Origin of the sequence: Methylobacterium sp. NMS14P (assembly GCF_028583545.1) — a bacterium.
GTDB lineage: Bacteria > Pseudomonadota > Alphaproteobacteria > Rhizobiales > Beijerinckiaceae > Methylobacterium.
Genome location: NZ_CP087106.1, coordinates 5,513,055 through 5,531,755, shown reverse-complemented (window position 1 = coordinate 5,531,755; position 18,701 = coordinate 5,513,055). Strand labels below are relative to the sequence as shown.

16 protein-coding genes are annotated in these 18,701 nt (G+C 71.0%); 9 read left to right on the top strand and 7 right to left on the bottom strand.

The window, feature by feature from the left end:
- Positions 1–107: 107 nt before the first annotated feature.
- Positions 108–458: a hypothetical protein gene (locus LOK46_RS26255; protein WP_273561270.1), complete on the bottom strand. Its 351-nt coding sequence runs from the start codon at positions 456–458 to the stop codon at positions 108–110.
- Between the two features lie 399 nt (positions 459–857).
- On the opposite strand from LOK46_RS26255, the gene LOK46_RS26250 reads away from it, so the two are divergent.
- The 3 genes from LOK46_RS26250 to LOK46_RS26240 all read left to right on the top strand — a co-directional run bounded on the left by LOK46_RS26250 (position 858) and on the right by LOK46_RS26240 (position 2,713).
- Positions 858–1,271 (top strand): MucR family transcriptional regulator, encoded by a 414-nt coding sequence (locus LOK46_RS26250; RefSeq protein ID WP_273561269.1) that lies wholly within the window; start codon positions 858–860, stop codon positions 1,269–1,271.
- 138 nt (positions 1,272–1,409) lie between these two features.
- Positions 1,410–1,652 (top strand): hypothetical protein, encoded by a 243-nt coding sequence (locus tag LOK46_RS26245; protein WP_273561268.1) that lies wholly within the window; start codon positions 1,410–1,412, stop codon positions 1,650–1,652.
- Between the two features lie 221 nt (positions 1,653–1,873).
- Positions 1,874–2,713, top strand: coding sequence for an alpha/beta fold hydrolase (locus LOK46_RS26240; protein ID WP_273561267.1), 840 nt, complete (start codon positions 1,874–1,876; stop codon positions 2,711–2,713).
- A 327-nt stretch (positions 2,714–3,040) separates the two neighbouring features.
- Here LOK46_RS26240 and LOK46_RS26235 read toward each other — a convergent pair whose 3' ends face one another.
- The gene (locus LOK46_RS26235) at positions 3,041–3,544 is read right to left on the bottom strand and encodes an FkbM family methyltransferase (protein WP_273561266.1); all 504 of its coding nucleotides are present in this window, start codon (positions 3,542–3,544) and stop codon (positions 3,041–3,043) included.
- 804 nt (positions 3,545–4,348) lie between these two features.
- On the opposite strand from LOK46_RS26235, the gene LOK46_RS26230 reads away from it, so the two are divergent.
- Positions 4,349–5,746: an MFS transporter gene (locus LOK46_RS26230; protein ID WP_273561265.1), complete on the top strand. Its 1,398-nt coding sequence runs from the start codon at positions 4,349–4,351 to the stop codon at positions 5,744–5,746.
- Between the two features lie 149 nt (positions 5,747–5,895).
- Complete coding sequence (locus LOK46_RS26225; RefSeq protein ID WP_273561264.1) at positions 5,896–6,843, top strand: helix-turn-helix domain-containing protein; 948 nt, start codon at positions 5,896–5,898, stop codon at positions 6,841–6,843.
- A 10-nt stretch (positions 6,844–6,853) separates the two neighbouring features.
- Here LOK46_RS26225 and LOK46_RS26220 read toward each other — a convergent pair whose 3' ends face one another.
- Together LOK46_RS26220 and LOK46_RS26215 are read right to left on the bottom strand one after the other, a co-directional pair.
- Positions 6,854–8,998: a peptidase domain-containing ABC transporter gene (locus tag LOK46_RS26220; protein WP_273561263.1), complete on the bottom strand. Its 2,145-nt coding sequence runs from the start codon at positions 8,996–8,998 to the stop codon at positions 6,854–6,856.
- Positions 8,995–10,311, bottom strand: coding sequence for an HlyD family secretion protein (locus tag LOK46_RS26215; RefSeq protein ID WP_273561262.1), 1,317 nt, complete (start codon positions 10,309–10,311; stop codon positions 8,995–8,997). The genes LOK46_RS26220 and LOK46_RS26215 overlap by 4 nt, the downstream gene beginning before the upstream one ends.
- Positions 10,312–10,864: 553 nt before the next feature.
- On the opposite strand from LOK46_RS26215, the gene LOK46_RS26210 reads away from it, so the two are divergent.
- On the top strand, positions 10,865–11,095 hold the full coding sequence (locus LOK46_RS26210) for a hypothetical protein (RefSeq protein ID WP_012321783.1): 231 nt from the start codon (positions 10,865–10,867) through the stop codon (positions 11,093–11,095).
- Positions 11,096–11,195: 100 nt separating this feature from the next.
- Entirely contained in the window at positions 11,196–12,122 is a 927-nt protein-coding gene (locus LOK46_RS26205; RefSeq protein ID WP_273561261.1) for an AraC family transcriptional regulator, read from the top strand.
- A gap of 4 nt (positions 12,123–12,126) precedes the next feature.
- Here the strand turns inward: LOK46_RS26205 and LOK46_RS26200 are convergent, their stop codons facing one another.
- A complete protein-coding gene (locus LOK46_RS26200) occupies positions 12,127–13,488 on the bottom strand; it encodes an NAD(P)H-dependent oxidoreductase (RefSeq protein ID WP_273561260.1) in 1,362 nt (453 codons plus the stop codon).
- Between the two features lie 321 nt (positions 13,489–13,809).
- The gene (locus tag LOK46_RS26195; protein WP_273561259.1) at positions 13,810–14,718 is read right to left on the bottom strand and encodes a LysR substrate-binding domain-containing protein; all 909 of its coding nucleotides are present in this window, start codon (positions 14,716–14,718) and stop codon (positions 13,810–13,812) included.
- A gap of 129 nt (positions 14,719–14,847) precedes the next feature.
- Between LOK46_RS26195 and LOK46_RS26190 the strand changes: the two genes are divergently transcribed.
- Entirely contained in the window at positions 14,848–15,711 is an 864-nt protein-coding gene (locus tag LOK46_RS26190) for a class II aldolase/adducin family protein (RefSeq protein WP_020091015.1), read from the top strand.
- Positions 15,712–15,776: 65 nt separating this feature from the next.
- Here LOK46_RS26190 and LOK46_RS26185 read toward each other — a convergent pair whose 3' ends face one another.
- On the bottom strand, positions 15,777–16,910 hold the full coding sequence (locus LOK46_RS26185) for a citrate synthase (RefSeq protein ID WP_273564698.1): 1,134 nt from the start codon (positions 16,908–16,910) through the stop codon (positions 15,777–15,779).
- Positions 16,911–16,985: 75 nt separating this feature from the next.
- Here LOK46_RS26185 and LOK46_RS26180 point away from each other — a divergent pair, with 75 nt between their 5' ends.
- Positions 16,986–18,434: a CoA transferase gene (locus LOK46_RS26180; RefSeq protein ID WP_273561258.1), complete on the top strand. Its 1,449-nt coding sequence runs from the start codon at positions 16,986–16,988 to the stop codon at positions 18,432–18,434.
- The last annotated feature ends 267 nt before the right edge of the window (positions 18,435–18,701 follow it).

Below are 18,701 nucleotides of genomic sequence, written 5' to 3'. Positions count from 1 at the left end.
GGTGTAACCGCAATGCCACGGTCAAGCTATAAACCAATCACGACCGAATAGTCAAGCTTCTGCCACATTTTCGTCACGTGTGAGACAGAACGCCCGCACCGGCCGCCTCACAGGCATCCGACCCGCCGCAGGGCGCCGATCAGCTTCCGGCCGACGCGATAGCCGTTGAGGGATTCCGATCCGAGGATGCGGACGGTCTCGGCCGTGTCGGTCCGATCGTACAGGAACAGGTGGAAATCCGACCGTCCCCGCTCGGTGGGACCGGTGCTCACCTGGCCGCAGAACGCCACCGCGGGCCCCGCCTCCGCGGGGATCGGCCGGATCTTGCGGAACAGCACGAGGCCCGCATCCGGGAAGGCCGCGGCGACCCGCGCCCGCATCTCGGCCTCCGGATCGTCCGGGCCCTGCCCGTGGGCGAACGGCGCCGCGAGCAGACCTCCCAGAAGCGTCGCCAGCACCGCGCATCCCCGGCCAGCTCCGGGCGCGGCGCGGAACTTCCGGACCCTCGATCTCGGCACGGACGGGCGGCGTGTGGCGGCCATGAAGAGACTTCGCGATGCGCTCGACCCGTATTGGACCACGAAGATCTGCGAAGCGGAAGCGTCGAAACCTTGCCGGCGGGGCACGTCGCGCGTGCGGTCGGGAAATCTGACGGTTTCCCTCGAAATCTCAGACATGACGACGGCCGGGTTATCGGCTGGACGGGGCACCGCATATCAGCGCGAAATTCTGCATTCAAAATTCGTTACTTGCCAAGCCGGTCATTCTGCATTGACACCGGATAATGTCCGAGTAGTCATGGTGAACGATAGGTCTCGTGGGGATCCTCGCGGGGATCGAAGAAGGGGTCGATCGAGTTGCGCAAGAACCAAGACCATCTCGAACCGACGATCAGCGACGTGGCCCTGCGCGTCGTGACCGCCTACCTGTCGAACAACGCGCTGCCGCACACCAGCATACCGCCGCTCCTGGTCACCGTGCACGGCGCGCTCTGCGCGCTCACGGACCCACCGGCGGTCGCCGAGGCGCCGCCCGAGCAGCCCGACGCCGCGCAGATCCGCGGCTCGGTCCGCCAGGACGGCATCGTCAGCTTCATCGACGGCCGGTCGTACAAGACCATGAAGCGGCACCTCACCGCGCACGGCCTCACGCCGGAGTTGTACCGCGCGCGCTACGGGCTGCCGGACGATTACCCGATGACCGCGCCAGGCTACGCCGAGCGCCGGTCGGAGATCGCCAAGGCGATCCGGCTCGGCCGCAAGGCCGCCTGACCGACGGCCCCGTCCGCCGGGCATCCTGTGAACCGATCGCCCGCACGGACGTAGATACGCCGGACGGCGCGGCGCACGGGCGCCGGCGCCGAGGGTTCGCCCGTCGGGGCAACGCGATCGGCTGAGAGGTATCTGGCCATGAAGGCTCTGTCGGGCTGCGTCACGCTACTTCTTGTCTGCGCGGGGCCGGTCTCGGCGCAGACCGTCCTGGCCCCGTCCGGCGACTCGGCCGTGACGCAGCCCGGCGGTACGGCCGGGCGGGCCGCGCGACACAACATCCAGGAGGCCTACCGCAACGGCGACGTTGTCGGCCATCGGCACGTCCCGGTCGCCCCCGCGCCGCAGCCGGACCAGCCCCGCCGCACGAACCCGCGCTTCTAGAAGCCGGATCTTCCGCGCCGTAGCCGTGCGTCGGCCTTCAGCGCCCGGGACAGCGCCGCACAGCGAACATCGCGTTCGCGCGAGTCGCGGCCTGAAATCGTACTGTAATCCGAGCCGGTCACGGTCCGGGGGCATGTCGACCGCAGATCGCGGTCGCGGCGGGTCGAGCAGGGCCGGATCGCTCCGGCATCCCGGTCCCGCCCATGACGGACAGGCGCTCGATGCTGCGGACCGTGATCGCCCTGACGCTTCTGCTGGCTAGCGCCCCGGCCTGGGCCGGGCCGCGCTGGCAGGACTTGCCGCCGACCCCCGCGCCGGTCACCGGCACGACCCCGGGCCGGGCCGCCATCAACGGCATCCGGCTGTATTACGCCACGATCGGCAGCGGTCCGCCGGTCGTCCTGCTGCACGGCGGCCTGTCGAACTCCGATTACTGGGGCCATCAGGTCGCCGCGCTCGCCGCCCGCCGCACGGTCATCCTCGTTGACAGCCGCGGGCACGGCCGCAGCACCCGGGACGATCGGCCGTTCGGCTACGACCTGATGACCGACGACGTGGTCGGCCTGCTCGACGCGCTGAAGATCCCGCGCGCCGACATCGTCGGGTGGAGCGACGGCGCGATCCTCGGTCTCGACATGGCGATGCGCCACCCCGACCGCGTCGGCAAGGTGTTCGCGTTCGGCGCCAACGCCGATCCTTCGGGCCTGATCGAGGGCGTGGAGAAGAACCCGACCTTCGCCGCCTTCATCGACCAGGCCGGCAGGGAGTACGAGGCCCTCTCGCCGACCCCGAAGGACTATGCCGCCTTCGTCGACGCCGTGGGTCGGATGTGGAGCGGGCAGCCGCGCTGGACCGAAGCCGATCTGAGGCGGATCCGCACGCCGGTCCTCATCGCGGACGGCGACCACGACGAGGGGATCAAGCGCGCGCACACCGAGTACCTCGCCGCCACGATCCCGGGAGCGGGGCTGCTGATCCTGCCGAACGCCAGCCACTTCGCGTTCCTCCAGGATCCGGCGCTCTTCAACGCGGCGCTTCTCACCTTCCTGGACGAGCCCTGACGGCCGTGAGGGTCAGGACTGACAGGGCGCACCCGGCCTCGTGCCCCTCTCGAAATCATCGAGGCGCTCAGAGCGGCACAGGCCAGCCCAGCGGCCGGACGCTCCCGGACTAGTCGCTCTGGCAAAATCTCCCATCGTCCACCCGCGAGACATCGAGAAAAAGCACGTGGTCCCGGTGGCAACCCGCGCCACAGGCCGCCGAGCCCACGACTTTGAAGGATGACCATCTACCGGAGCGACTGGCCGCAGGCGGAGATCGTGTTCCGCAATCAAGCTTCTGCTAAATATCCGGATTGCCCGTTCTGGGCGATCGATCGAGGAACGCTATCACGCCTCTGGAGCAACGATCTTGATTGGGGCCTCATCTCTCAGATCCGATGACACGTACCAGCTGTCCCATTGAGAAAAATGCTTGAATACTCTTTTATACCCCCTAGAGGTGAGAATATCATCCACTGCGCGCTCGTTTTTACGATTGTTTTCAATAGATATTGTCCGGTATTTTTGAGCGAAACTATACGACGATAGTATTTCTAATTCGCTCCCCTCTGTGTCAATCGACATATAGTCGATGACAGCGGGTGCATCGTATTTTTTAAGCAGATCGTCCAGAGAGATTGTCTCCAGTGCGATGCGCTGACCTCGGCTTCGCGTCTCGGAGAAATGATCGGCGTCGGAGAATTTCTCGATCCCACTCAACTCGGGGTCGGAGTCGTCGGTCGCGATGAACGTGACTGTCTCCCCAGAACTGGAAGAAACACATTTCGTTTCAATGTATACATCTCTACTTCGCATCAAATCGGCATGCCAGACCGGATTTGCTTCTGCCAAAATCCCGTTCCATCCGAGTTTTTTCTCAAGAAAACCATGTATTGCTGTTCTTTAAACCGTTCGTCGCCCCGAACTCTACGAAAAATCCGCCTGTCTTCTCGCCCAGCTCGAAACAGACCCAGAGATCTTGCAAAATCTGCGACCTCGACCGATCCCTACGCGCCAAGCAATAGCTCAGAAATCTCAAATCTTCACCCCTGATAAGACCTCGCACCTCCGCCCTATCAAGGCGCATCGCATTGAACAGATATCTTTGCAGGACCGGAGATCTAGAAGCCCTTCCACATAGATCGGCGATTGTTGAGATGATAAATTTCTTCGCGGGAAGCACGGCAGGTCCTTTTACTTAGAGATTGACATCACCGGCAGCGATCAACGGCGGTGGAGGACGCGGAGACAACCCGCTAGTACCCGAGATCTCAGCAGCGCCATTCCTGATGAAGTCCCGCGTCCGACGGCTGATGGAGATCCCGCCGTGATGATTCGCGAAGTCGGGAGGAGGCTGAAAGTCATCGCGCATCGACGTTGAGCTGCGGCGAATATCGGCCGCCTTCGGGATACCTCGCGCTCTTCAGCACGCCCGACGGGAATCGCAAACAGCCTCTTTCGGCGAGGGCCAATTCGCAGATCCAGCTCACCGCAGGCCCCGAGCGCGCAACGCTGCCCCTGATGCCACCTGGAAAACGCGCCCGCGGCGCGCTCAATGCATTTGTGGATGCCATCGTGTTCCCCGATGCGGAACACGCCGCTATGGCGGTGCGTCACCGGTTGCGCACACGCTCCGGTCGCAGAGGATCCACACCTTTGGTCGACGCCGCAATCCAGGCCGCGAGTCCCTCCGATCCCCTCGCGCCGGTGGACGGGTCGGTCGCCGCCGTCACGCGGCGGCTCGATTCCCTGCCGATGACGCGGCTTCACGCGGCGGCGCTCACCATCTGCACGCTGGGCCTGTTCACCGACATCGCCGAGGTCGCCCTGAGCAACGCCCTGGCGGCCATCTTCCTCGCGCCGCCCCACAGCATGCCGCGGGGCAGCCTCTCCCTGCTCCTCGCCTCCGTCTTCGCCGGGGGGGCGGTGGGCGCACCCGTCTTCGGGATGCTGGGGGATCGCCTCGGCCGCAGGCGCGCGCTCCAGGCCTCCCTCGCGCTGATGGCCCTCGGATCGCTGGCCGCCGCCGCGAGCCAGGGGCTCACGGCGCTGACCATCGCCCGCACGGTCTCGGGCTTCGCGATCGGCGGGTTCCCGCCCCTGGTCGCCACCTACCTGGCCGAGGTGACGCCCGCGCGCCGCCGCGGCGCGACGCTGCTGGTCTGCGCCGGCCTCGGGCTCCTCGGCGGCCTGGCCGCCATCGGCATGGTCCAGATGCTCGCACCGGGCGCGCCGCTGGGGATCGAGCCGTGGCGCTGGGCGCTGATCCTCGGGGGCGCCCTGGCGGCGCTCGGCGGCGTCCTGTTCGCGCGGCTGCCGGAATCGCCGCGGTGGCTCGCCTCGGTCGGGCGCTCCGCCGAGGCCGACGCCGCCTGCCGCCGGTTCGAGCGGGCGGCCGGCCGGACCCGGGTCTCCCTCCTCGCCGGCCCGGACCCGGCGCCGGCCGCGGCCGGGCCGGCGGGGTTCCGCGGCCTGTTCGCCGAGACGCGCCAGCTGCGCCGGACGGCCCTGTTCGTCGGGCTCTACACCCTCGCCCCCCTGGCGACGATCGCCTTCCCGCTGCTCAGCGCCGTCGTGATGGTGGAGAAGGGCTTCCAGGTCGATCAATCCCTCGTCTTCGCCGCCCTGTCGATGCTCGGCCCGCCGCTGGGCACCCTGCTGACCGCGCTGGCGATCGACCGGCTCGAGCGGCGCGCCTGCCTGACGGCGCTGGCGGCGGCGATGGCGGCCCTCGGCACGGCCTTCGCCGCGAGCGGCACGTTCCTGACTCTGGTCCTCGTCGGCATCGCCTTCAACACCGCCGCGGCGACCTACGGCAGCATCCTCGCCGTCTACGCGACGGAGCTGCTCCCGACGCCGCTGCGGGCCTCGGCCATGACCTGCGCCTGGGCCGGCGGCCGGGTCGCGGCCGCGCTGGCGCCGATCATCCTCCTGCCGATCCTCTCGGCCTACGGGCCGCACGCGATGTTCGCGGTGATCACGGTCGTCCTGGCGGCGAGCGCGGCCCTGCTCCTCGCCGGACCCCGCGGCCTGGCCGGGCGGGCCGTTGCGTAGGGAGCGCCGGAGGCGGCGCGAGCCACCAGCACGCGGGACCGCGGCGGGTGGCGCCGGTTGCCAATCCGGCAAGATTCACACGATAGAGTTGCGCAGGCGGCCGGAAGGAATCGCCGGGCACGACGGGGGTCTCACACGTGTCTAGCCCGGTGCTTGTCCCGAGCCTCGTCGAGACGACCAGTCACGTCGACCCCAAGCAGGCCTTCGAGTTCTGGCGCTGCACGGCCCTGGCGGCGTTCGGCGATATCGACCGGCAGCATCCACGGGAGCGGTTCTCGGCCAAGCGCCTGACCGTGGCCTCGGCCGGCTGGTCGCTGACCCACACGGTGAGCAGCCCGGTCGAGGTGGAGTTCCGCTCCCGCCACGTCGACCGGAACGCCCGCGGGATGGTGGTGATCGGCCTCGCCCTCGACGGCGTCGGCTACCAGGAGCAGAACGGCCGCGGGGCACAGCTGACCCCCGGCGACATCGGCTTCCTGTCACGGAACCGGCCCTTCGTGGCCGGCACCCAGAGCGCCTACGACGAGATCCGCCTCGCCGTGCCGCGCGAGATGTTCGAGGCCTGGGTCGGCGACGCCGACGCCTTCGCGGGCCGCAGCCTCACCCCGCACCCGTCCGGGGCGGAGGTCCGGGCGCGGCTGCGCAGCGTGGCCGGCTCGATCGCCTGGATGTCCGCGGACGAGGCGCAGGCGGCCGTCGAGGGCGTGCTCCATCTCCTCGGCCACCTTGTCGACGGCGCGGCCCGGCGCGGCGATCCGGAGGCGGTCTCGCAGGCGGCCGTCGTGTCGCTCGCCCGCGCCCATATCGCGCGGCGGATGCACGATCCCGACCTGAACCCGCAGGACATCCAGCGCGCGCTGGGACTCTCCCGGACCAGCCTGTACCGCGCCTTCGCGGAGACCGGCGGCATCGCGGCGGCGATCCGCGAGGCGCGCCTCGACCTCGCGCGCCGGCGCCTCGAAGCGTCCCGCGACGGCAAGGTGCGGATCGCCTCGATCGCCTACGCGTGCGGGTTCACCGACGTGCCGACCTTCAACCGCGGCTTCCGCAAGCGCTTCGGCCTGGCGCCGGGCGACCTCCGGCCCGCGCTCCCCTAGGCGCGGCGCGTCAGCCGGCGGCGGCGAAATCCGCCCGGTCCCGGAGCTCGGCGGGGAAATCGAAGACCGCGTCCGCGTGGGCGATCGTGGCCGGGCGATGGGCGACGATGACCCGCGTCATCCGCAGGTCCCGCAGGGCCTGGGCGATCACCGCCTCGGTGGCCTCGTCGAGATGGCTCGTGGCCTCGTCGAGGAACAGGATCTCGGGCCGCCGGTAGAGGGCGCGCGCCAGCACGACGCGCTGCTTCTGGCCGCCCGACAGGGTCGAGCCCATGTCGCCGACGAGGCTCTCGAAGCCCATCGGCATGCGGCGGATGTCGTCCAGGATCGCCGCCCGGGCGGCGCACTCGGCGATCCAGCCCGCGTCCGGATGCTCGTCGAAGGCCGCGATGTTCTCGGCGATCGAGCCGGCGAACAGGCCGTCGCTCTGCATCACGCCGGCGATCCGGCGCCGGTAGGACCCGGCGGCGACGCGGATGTCCTGGCCGTCGGCCGTGACGATCCCCTCGCTGGGGGGCGTCAGCCCCATCATCACCTTCATGAGCGAGGTCTTGCCGCAGCCCGAGGGACCGGTGATCGCGAAGCAGGCGCCGGCCCGCACCGACAGCGAGACCCCGCGGAAGATCCAGGGCTCGTCCGCCCCGTAGCGCAGCGCCAGGCCCGCGCCGGCGAGCGCGCCGGCTCTCAGGGCGGCGACCGGGGGCGCCCCCGGCTGCGCGCCGGCGGCGAGATCCTGCTCCTCGGGCTCGCACAGCACGATGTCGGCGAGCCGGTCGGTCTGCACGTCGAGCATGCGCAGCTTGAACCACGCGTCGATCAGGCTGCCGATCCGGGTGGCGAACTGGTCGCGGTAGGCCAGGAACGCCACCAGCATGCCGAGCGACAGGGACCCGCCGATGACCGCGCGGGCGCCGAGAACCAGCAGGATCAGGCGGTCGAGGCCGAACAGGAACTCGTTCGCGCGGCCGAATACGAGGTCGAGTCGCTGCAGCCGCAGCCGGGCGTTCAGGGCCGTGACGAAGTGGTTCATCCAGGCGCCGCCGCGCCGCTCGCGCAGGTCGAGGAGCTTGACGCTCGCCATGCCGCGGACCGTCTCGATGAAGTGCGTCTGCTGGCGGGCCTCGGCCACGAGGGCCTCCTCGCTGCCCTCCCGGTAGGCGGCGTAGGCGAAGACCCGCAGGACCGCGTTGAGCGCCGTCGAGGCCAGGACCACCGCGACCAGCCAGCCGCCGTAGACCGTCAGCATGGCCAGCATGCCGACCGCCATGAGCCCGTCGAGCATGGCCTGGACGAGGTCGGTCGTCAGGCCCTTCTGGATGGTGGCCAGGGAGCCGAACCGCGAGATCACGTCGCCGACGTGGCGCTTCTCGAAATAGTCGAGGGGCAGCCGCGACAGGTGGTCGAACAGGCCGGCCGACCACTGGTAGTTCAGCCGGGTCCCGGCCAGCATGATCGCCCAGGTGCGGGCGATGCTGAGGCCGAGCTGGAGCAGCAGCAGCAGCGCGAGGCCGATCGCCACCACGAGGAGCAGGTCGTGGTCGGCGTTCACGATCACCTCGTCGATCACGACCTGCGAGGCGATGGGCATCAGGAGGGCGACGAGCTCGATCCCCAGGGAGAGGGCCAGGACCTGGGCCAGGGCGGCGCGGATGCCGGCCATGTTGCGGAACAGGTCGCGCAGCCGCAGGCCCGGGGCGGCCCGCTCGCGCCGGAAGCCCGGGTTGGGCACCGCCTCCAGGGCGACGCCGGTGAACTCTCGCGAGGCCTCCGCGAGGCTGACCCGGCGCCGGCCGCGGCCCGGATCGTTGATGACGAGGCCGCCGCGCTCGACCCGGGTCAGCACCACGAAGTGGTTGAGGCCCCAGTGCAGGATGCAGGGCAGCCGGAGCCGGGGCAGGTCCGTCAGCTCGACCCGCAGGGCGCGGGCGGTCAGGCCCTGCGCGCCGCAGAGGTCGATCAGGTTGCGCAGGGTCATGCCCTTGAGGGACAGGGGATGGCGCCGCCGCAGCGTCGCGAGGTCGATCTGGCGCCCGTGATAGGCCAGGACCATCGCGAGGCAGGCCATGCCGCACTCGGCGGCCTCGGCCTGGAGGACGACCGGCACCCGGCGGCGGAGCCCGAAATCCAGCCGGGCGGCGACGGACGGCGCCGTCACGGCGCGGCCTTCCGGACCGGCAGGGCGTCGAGGCCGCCGCGCGTGACGAGGGCGAGGCTCTCCCGGACATGCGTCACGGGGTCGAGCAGCCAGCGGTAGAGCGACCGCTTCTCCAGGGCGATGTCGGCCTCGACCCGCATGCCCGCCTCGAGGCTGCGCCGCTCGCCGTAGGCCAGCACGGTGTCGGAGTCCGGCCGGACCACGATGCGGTAGAGGTCGGTCCCCTCGCCCCGGGCGGCGGTGCGCCGCGCGAAATCGGGCGCGTCGTCGCTGCCCAGCGGCGCCCGCGTGACCTCGGTGACGACGCCGCGGTGCAGGCCGAAGCGCTGGAACGGGAAGGCGGCGTAGCGCAGCATCACGGGCGCGCCGGCCTCGGCGAAGCCGATGGCCGACGAATCGACGAATAGGTTCGCCTGGAGGCGCCCGGCGCTCGGCAGCAGGGTCAGGAGCGTCGCCCCGGCCGCCACGGTCTGGCCGACCTGCGCGCGGATCGACGTCAGGGTCCCGGCCTCCGGCGCCCGGATCTCGATGGCGCGGCGCGCCTCGCTCTCGGCCTTCTGCTGCGCCAGCTGTGCGGCGGTCCGGTCGAGGTCGGCGAGGTCGCGGGCCAGCCGGTCGTCGTAGGCGGCGAGCTGGGATCTCGTGTCGGCGAGCTTGCCGTCGATCTGGAGGCGGCTCTGCTGGAACTGCGCGAGCTGCGCGCTCGCCTGCATGTAGAGGTAGTTCTGGCTCTGAAAGTCGGCGGCGCGGGCGTAGCCGCGCGCGACGGCGTCGGCGAGTTCCTCGACCCGTGCCCGGAGCGGCGGTACGAGCTTGTCCTGCAGGTCGATCTGCTTGGCGAGCTGGGTCGACTGTTCGCTCAGATTCGCCACCTGCTCGCGCAGCGCCTGCCGCTCCGTGCCGGCCAGATCGGCCCGGGCGGTCCGCTGCCGCTCCACGCTCTGGCGTTGCCGTTCCAGCTCGGCAATCACGCGCTCCTGCGTGGGGCCGCTCGCCGACACGGCGTCGAGGTCGATCGTGTACAGGAGCTGCCCGCGGGCGACCTTGTCACCCTCCCGGACGCCGGTCGAGCCGACGCGCCCCGCCACCGGGCTGGCGAGGCTGATCAGCCCGATATCGGGCGCGAGCAGGCCGACGGCGTGGATGCGGCGCGTGTAGGTCCCCTGCGAGGCGTAGAGGCCGACCGCCGCCACCATGATCACGCAGGCCAGGGCCACGACGCGAACCGGCAGAGGCTGGATGATCTGCGCCTCGCCCAGCCACGCGTTGCGTCGCGCTTCGATAACCTCAAGTCGAAAGAGCGGACTTGGCACCCGGGGAAAGCAACCTTCTTGAAGGAAATAGCCGTATTCGAGGACAATGCGCCGAGCATGTGCCGCCTTACTCGGTCGCATCGCGGGAGTTGTGTGTCAACACTTGCCGGCGCAACGAATTTTGAATACTTTTAGCCGCGTCAGAACGTCGCATGTATCGGGATAATTGCTTTTCTGGCAATGGTTTAATCGAAGAATTGGCCTCGCTTGTTTTGCGGCGCAAAATCAGGTCAATTTTTGCGATATTCCATGCTGCACTGCGAAGATCTTGCACGAGAAGCCGCGTCGGAGCCCGACGTTTCGCAGCGCGCAAGCCGGCGGTTCCCGAAACGACTGGAACACCGTCCGCGAAAGGCAAGCCCTGTCAGTTTTTGCGCAGTCGCCGATGTCGATCGTCCGCAAACCATATCGGCCGCCCGAGACCGATTGACACGAAGCACATCTCTGTAATCCTAAAGGCAGGCGCCGACGTCCAAGGCGCCTCGACGCTACGATCAGACAATAGATCGAAGCAAAATAACCTTCTTCCTGAATCTCAATCTGGAGAACGATCATGCAGGACAGCATCGATACCGTCCGCGAGCTGAGCGCTGCCGAGCTGGACCAGGTCGGCGGCGGCCTCGGGGTCGGCCTCACCGTCGGCCTCGGGGTCGACGCGAGCCAGGAGCTCGGTGCGGTCTCGGGGGTCGTGGGCCAGGTCGGCGGCTTGGTGAGCGGCCTGGTGGGCAGCGTGCTCGGCGCGGTCGGCGGCGTCGTCGGCGGCGTGACCGGCTCCCTGCGCTGACGGTCTGACGCTGACGGTCTGACACCGGGAGGGCGGCCGCGGTGCCGCCCTCCTCCGTCGCGGGGCGAGACCGCGACGACACCGGGATCGACGGACCCGCATGGACAGCACGATCGAGAGTTCAGCCGAGGGCTCAGCCGCGACCACAGCCGAGACGATCGCGTACGCCACCAGCGGCAGTGCGGGGCATCTCTCCGGCCGTCCCGAGCTGACCTGCTACGCGCCGAGCGACCGCGGCCTCCCGGAGATCACCTTCATCGATTTCCGCTTCCCCGTCGGCGGGTGGAGCACGCACGCGGTCACCGGCCTCGAGGTCGCCGCCAGCACGCAGCCCGCGGGGGCGCACCACGCGGTCGATTACGAGATCGCGGCGCGGCTGAGCGAGCGCGAGGGCCTGCTGGTCCGGCGCCCCGGCCTGAACGGCACGACCCGGTGGGTGGGTCCGTATTCCGGGCGCGTCCTCTCCTTCTCGGCCGCGGCCGTCGAGCGGCTCGCCGAGGCGCCGATCGGCAAGATCGCCTTCGCCGCGGACGGGCGCGACCTCCGCGCCTGCCGCAGCACCTGTCACATCCTCGACGCGCTGGCTTGCGCGCACCGGGACGATCCGTCGCCCGATCCGCTGCTGATCGAGAGCCTCCACTTGGCGGTCCTGCGCTCGGTCATCACCATGCGCGCGCCGGGCCGGTCGGCGGCGCCCGACCTCTCGGCGACGCAGGCCGGACGGGCCTGCGCGTACATCCGGGAGCACCTGGACCGGGAGATCACCGTCTCCGCCCTGGCCGGCATCGTCGGGCTCAGCGAGGGCTACTTCATCCGGGCCTTCCGCCAGACCACCGGGGTCACGCCCTACCAGTACATCATGCGCGAGCGCGTCGGCCGGGCCGAGGCCCTGATCCGCTCCGGCGCGGGGTCGATGGCGGAGGTCGCCGCGCGATCGGGCTTCACGAGCGCCAGCGCCATGAGCCGCACGTTCCGGAAGCTCGTCGGGCGCTCGCCGACCGGGCGCACGGCCGGCCGGCGCGCCTGAGGCGCTACCCAGCGGCCCGCCCCGCCCCCCCGCGGAACAGGGCCTCCATCTCGCGCCGGACGCGGATCGCCTCCTGATCGGCGTCGAAGGCGACGTCGCTCCAGCGCACGGCCCGGCCGGCGGGCACGTCGGTCTTGAGGACCATGTTGTGAGCGAGCCCGATCGGCAGGGCGTCCTGCGCCAGGGACTCGGCCGCCGGCATCAGCTTGCCGTAGACGGTGAACCCGCCCTCGCCGTCGAGCCGCTCCCCGGCCCGCAGCGCGCGCTTGGCCGTGGCGGCGACGTCGCCGCGCCAGTCGCCCGTCGCCCCCGTCGCCTCGCCGCGGACCGCGATGGAGGCGACCGAGATGCCGAGCTCGAGGCCGATCAGGTGATAGGGCTTGTAGGTCGCGGCGAACCGGCCGCTCGAATCGGTCTTGAGGCCGTACTGGGCGAAGCAGTCGCGCACGTAGGGGCTCGGCGCCTCGAACACCGCGTAGACGCCCCAGCGCAGGTCGCGGAAGACCGGCCGCCCGTCCCGCTCCACCGACGAGACCACCTCGACGGTGCCGCGCTCGGTGAGGAGGCCGCCATCCGCCACCGGCTTCAGGATGCCCGGCAGGTCGTCGACGCCGCAAGGCGGGAAGGCGAGTCCGTCGCGCGGCGGGGTGAGCCCGCAGGCATTGGCCACCGCGGCCATCTCCAGCGCCGACTTGGTGCCGTCGAGGAAGGAGTTGAACATCTGCGGGTTGAAGTCGCCGCCGGCGACCTGGCTCTCGCTGAAGCCGTAATGGCCCCAGACCGTGTCGGGCGTGGAGGCGTGGTAGGCCGGGAGGTACTTGGTGCCCTTGCCGGCGCAGATCACCTCCAGCCCGATGGTGCGGGCCCAGTCGACCAGCTCGGCGATGAGCGCCGGCTGGTCGCCCGAGGCCATGGAGTAGATCACCCCGGCCTCGGCCGCCCGGCGCGCCAGCAGCGGCCCGGCCAGCACGTCGGCCTCGACGTTGACCATGACGATGTGCTTGCCGTGCGCGAAGGCCTTGAGCGCGTGGCGGATGCCGGCGGCCGGGCTGCCGGTGGCGTCGATGACGATGTCCACGAACGGGCTCGCGATCATCGCGTCGGCATCCTCGGTCACGAGGGTCGTGCCGCCGCGCGCGGCCTCCTCCAGCCCGCGCGCGGCGAACCGGGCGTCATCCCAGCCGACCCGGCGCAGCGATTCGCGCGCGCGGTCCGGCGACAGGTCGGCCACCGCGACGAGGTGGATGCCGGGCGTGCGCGGCGCCTGCGACAGGTACATCGAGCCGAACTTGCCGGCGCCGATCAGGCCGACCCGGACGGGCCGGCCCTCATCGGCGCGCCGCTGCAGCTTGGCGGAAAGGGACATGGGGCGTTCTCTCCCTGGGCGACGGCATCGCCTCGTTGCTTGGGCCTGCACCTAGAGCGGTTCCCGGTCCCGTTGAGACCTGTCGCATGACAAGATCGGCATCGTCCGGTCTGACCGACGGCGCCGCCTGCCCCGCCCCCTCTGCGGGCTACGGCTACGCAGGTTTCGAGGTCTCGGAGGGCTGATCCGCCAGCTTTAAGGGCGCGGGTTTCCTCCCCCGAACGGGAGAGGGGGCCGGTCGCGCTCCGCCATAGGCCGCTTGCCCCTCGATCCGAGGCGCTCGCAGCTCTCAGGGCGTGCGCGTGGGAGGTCTGGACTGCCTCAGGCCGTCCCGGCCCGGCTCTCCGCCTCCACGTGCAGGAGCCAGCGCCGGAAGACCCGGATCTTCTCCAGGGCCCCGTCGCGCTCGCGGTAGCAGATGAAGTGTAGGTCGCGGGTCAGGCTCGCGGCCCGGCCGCCGCCCAGGCGCACGAGTTGCCCGGCGGCGAGCTCGTCCCGGGCGAACCGCAGGGTCTCCAGCGCTACGCCGAGTCCCTGGACGGCCGCCGAGATCACCAGCGAGCCCCGGTCGAAGGCCGCGCCCGCCGCCCCGCCCGGGACCGGCAGGCCGTTATGGGCGAACCAGTCCGGCCAGCGGACGGGGCTGAAGGACGAGTCGAGCCGGGTGAAGGGCCCGATCGATCCGGCCGCGTCCGGCCGCGCGGCCCGGGCGACCTCCGGCGCGCAGAGGGCGGCGATCTCCTCCGGGCCGAGGGACTCGACGGTCAGGCCGGGCCCGTGCGGCGGCCGGCCGTAGGCGATCAGGATGTCGATCTCCGCGTGCCGGCCGAGATCCACCGGGTCGGCGCTGGTCGACAGGCGGATGGCGATGCCGGGATGCGCCTCCACGAAGGCGGGGAGCCGCGGCCCGAGCCACTTCGCCGCGAAGCTCGGCGTGCAGTGCACGGCCAGCGACGTGGGCAACGGCGGGCTGAGGTCGGCGCAGACCGCCTCGATAGCGTCGAAGGCGCTCGAGAGCCCGGCCAGCAGGCGCTGGCCGTCGGCGGTGAGGAGCGCCTGGCGGTTCGCCCTCCGGAACAAGGCGCGCCCGAACCAGCGCTCCAGCGCCCGGATCTGGTGACTGACCGCCGAGGGCGTGAGGTGCAGCTCCTCGCTGGCGCGGGCGAAGCTGCCCAGGCGCGCGGCCGCCTCGAAGGCCCGCAGGGCGGAGAAGCTCGGGGTCCGGCGCATGCGCGATCCATGAATTCAATTCACGGAAAGCGTGAAAAATCGTCGTTTGTCAACGCGCGGATCCGGCAGGATAGTGCCGGCCACGACGCGATCGGCGGCCCGGTCCGTACCCCGACGAAAGGAGACGCCATGCTCGACGATCACGCCCACGAGGCGGCCGTCGCCCTCGACCTGCCGAACGACGATGCCGGCCGCAGGCGGACCTCGATCTACCAGCCCGAGCAGGCCGGCCTGATCTTCCCGGAGATCCCGGACTTCGCCGACCACGCCGAGGAGCGGGACTACCGCAAGAAGCACCTCGTCGCCGCCTGCCGCGCCTTCGCGATGCACGGCTTCGACTACGGCTTCGCCGGGCACCTGACGATCCGCGACCCGGAGCGCCCGGAGCTGTACTGGACCAACCCGATGTGCGTGCACTTCTCGCAGGTGCGGATGTCGAACCTGATCCTGGCCGACCACAAGGGCCGGGTGGTCGAGGGGCGCCACGCCATCAACCGCGCGGGCTTCGTCCTCCACGCCGCCGTGCACGAGGAGTACCCGGAGGTCATGGCGATGTGCCACGCGCACACCACCTACGGCACCGCGTGGTGCGCCACCGGCCGGCCGCTGGAGATGATCAGCCAGGACGCGGCGGCCTTCTACAACAGCCACGCGGTGATCGGTGCCTCGGCGGGCGCCGTGGCGGTGGAGAAGGAGAGCGGCCTGTCGGTCGCCCAGCAGATCGGCCGCAACCGCGGCGTGCTGCACCAGAACCACGGCCTGCTGACCTGCTCGCAGCACAGCATCGACGACGCGGCCTTCTGGTTCATCGCCCTGGAGCGGGCCTGCCAGCAGCAGCTCCTGGTCGAGGCCTCCGGCATCAAGCCGCAACTCCTCTCGGAGAAGACCGCCCGCTACAGCCGCGAGCACGTCGGCAGCGACTATATCGGCTGGCTGCACTTCCAGACGCTCTACAGCCACATCGCCGAGACCCAGCCCGACATGTTCGCCTGAGGCCGGCGCCCGCCCCGCGGGGGGCCGCGACAGACGGAGGGCCGGCCGCGAGGCCGGCCCTCCCGCTATGGGCGGTCCGCCGGGCTCCGCCGCCCCTCGTACCGGGCCCGCGGCCGGATCAGCGTCCCCTGGCGGCCCTGCTCCATGGCGTGCGCCGCCCAGCCCAGGCTCCGGCCGAGCAGGAAGATCGTGAACGGCGCGCCCCGCGGCAGGCCCGCCGTCCGGACGAGCGCCGTCAGCGCGAAGTCGATGTTCGGCCGCGCGCCCGTCGCCGCCTCGGCGCAGTCCCGGACGGCGTCCAGCAGGGGATCGGCGGGCAGGACCGCGCCCAGGGCCGCGGCGCGGACGTCGCCGTCCGGGTAGAGCGGGTGGCCGAAGCCCGGCAGCGCCCCGGCTCGATCCAGGCAGGCGCGCACCGCCTCCCGGGGGCCCGTCGCGACGGCCTCGTCGACGAGCCGCAGCACCGCCGCGGAAGCGCCGCCGTGGCGAGGGCCCGACAGGGCGCTCAGCCCGGCCATGAGACAGGCCGCGATCGGCGCGCCGGTGGAGGCGGCGACCCGGGTCGCGAAGGTCGAGGCGTTCAACTCGTGGTCGGCCAGCAGCACCAGCGCCTGGCGGACCCGGTCGGCGGTCGCGGCGTCGAGGGACCAGAGCCGCGCGAGGCCCTGATGCAGGGGCGCCCGGCCCTCGGGGATCCCGCAGGCGCCGGCGAGATGCCCGACGGCGCGGCGGGCGTCGCGGCACAGGCGGTGATGCCCGCGGCCCAGCGCGGCCTCGGCGTCCTGCAGGAGCCCGGCCAGCGCCAGGAACGGCGTCGCGGCCGCGTTGGCCGGAACGTCGAACAGCGTCGGCTCCGGGCTGTCCCACAGGAGGTCGGCGGTCGCCTCCAGGCTCGCGTCGCGGGCGAACGCCACGGCGTCGCGGCCGCGATAGATCAGGCTGCCCCGGTGGACGGTGCTGATCGCGGTGACGACCGACGGCTCGCCCCAGGCCATGGCTCCCGCGGCGATCGCCGCGCTGGCGCGGCTCCGGCCGCGCCGGTCGGCGAGCGCCGCGACGTCGGTGGCCCGGTACTGGCTGTGGCGCCGGCCCGGCGCCCGCCGCGCCTCGATCAGCCCGCGGCTGACATAGGCGTAGAGCGTCTGGGCCCGGATCCCGAGGGCGTCGAGAACTTCGGCGCGGTCCAGCCAGTCCGTCATGTTGATCAGATGTATCAAGATTGATCAATCCGTCGACGGCCGGCAGCGTGCGCGAACCACCCGAGGGCCGCGACCATGCGCGAACGACACGCCGACCACGACGCCCTGCCGCCGATCCTCGCGGAGGCGCTGGCGGCCCTGGCGCTGCCGCCCGAGGCCGCGGACCGGCTGACGATCACCGGCACCGGGAGCCTGCCCTCCTGTTTCCCGGTCACCGCGCTGGCGACGGCGTCGATCGCCGCCGCCGGCCTCGCCGTCTCCGAACTCCTCGGCCGGTCCGGACGGGCGCCAGCCGTCACGGTCGACCAGCACCTGGCCTCGGCGTGGTTCGGCACCTCGGTGCGGCCGCAGGGCTGGACGCTGCCGGCCGCCTGGGACCCGATCGCCGGCGATTACCGGGCGGCGGATGGCTGGATCCGGCTGCACACCAACGCGCCCCGTCACCGCGCCGCCTCCCTGGCAATCCTCGACTGTCCGGGCGAGCGGGAGGCGGTCGCGGCCGCCGTGGCCGACGCGTCGGCCGAGGACCTGGAAACGGCGATCCTGCGCGCCGGCGGCTGCGCCGCGGCGATGCGCGGCATCGACGATTGGGAGGGACTGGACCAGGGCCGGGCGGTCCGGGACGAACCCCTCGTGTCGGTGACGGAACGGCCCGTCCAGCACCCTGCGCCGTGGCGCCCGGATCCGGCCCGCCCCCTCGCGGGCATCCGGGTCCTCGACCTGACCCGCATCCTGGCGGGACCGGTGGCCACGCGCTTCCTGGCCGGCCTCGGCGCCGACGTCCTGCGGATCGACCCGCCCGGCTGGGACGAGCCGTCCCTGGCGCCCGACGTCACCCTGGGCAAGGTCTGCACGCGGCTCGACCTCCGGCGGGCCGACGACCGCCAGCACTTCGAGACCCTGCTCGCCGAGGCCGACATCCTCGTGCACGGGTACCGCCCCGACGCCCTCGAGCGGCTCGGCTACGGCGCGGCGCGACGCCTGGCACTCAACCCGGACCTGATCGACGTCGCGCTCTGCGCCTACGGCTGGACCGGCCCCTGGGCCGGACGGCGCGGCTTCGACAGCCTCGTCCAGATGGCGACCGGCATCGCGGCGGCCGGGCAGCGCTGGAGTCAGGCCGAACGGCCGGTGCCGCTGCCCGTCCAGGCGCTCGACCACGCCACCGGCTACCTGATGGCGGCAGCGTCCGTACGGGGCCTGATCGCCCGGCAGCGCGAGGGGCGCGCCGTCACCGCGCGGCTCTCCCTGGCCCGGACCGCGCGCCTGCTCACGGACCATCCCGGCAGCGCGCCGGGGCCCGCCTTCGACGGAGTTCGGGACCTGGATCACGCCCCGGAGATCGAGCAGACGGCGTGGGGCCCCACCCTGCGGCTGCACGCGCCCGTGGGGATCGACGGCGCGCCGCTGCGCTGGGACCGCTCGGCCGGCCCCCTCGGCGCGACGGAGGCGGCGCAAGTCCGGACTCTCGATAGCGCGCCCTTGTCCGGCTCGGGCCGCCGATCCGGGGAGCAGAAGCGCTAGAAATTGACCAATTCAGGGAATGTTTTTGCAGCCTCTGCGCCGGCGAACGCTTGACATCGATCTATGTTGTCTGGCAATCCGCAATGATGATTTGTGATGCCGTTTTTCAAAGTTTTTAATACTGACTACGAACTATCAATTGGCATAAAATCTCTTCAAAACGCTTCAGATCTCTCAACAGCAAAGTAAACCGCTACCGTTTACGTCAAAGCGCACCCGGTTCGCCGACCCAGTCTTGTACTGTGCCACACGGTTCGACGCCGAGAA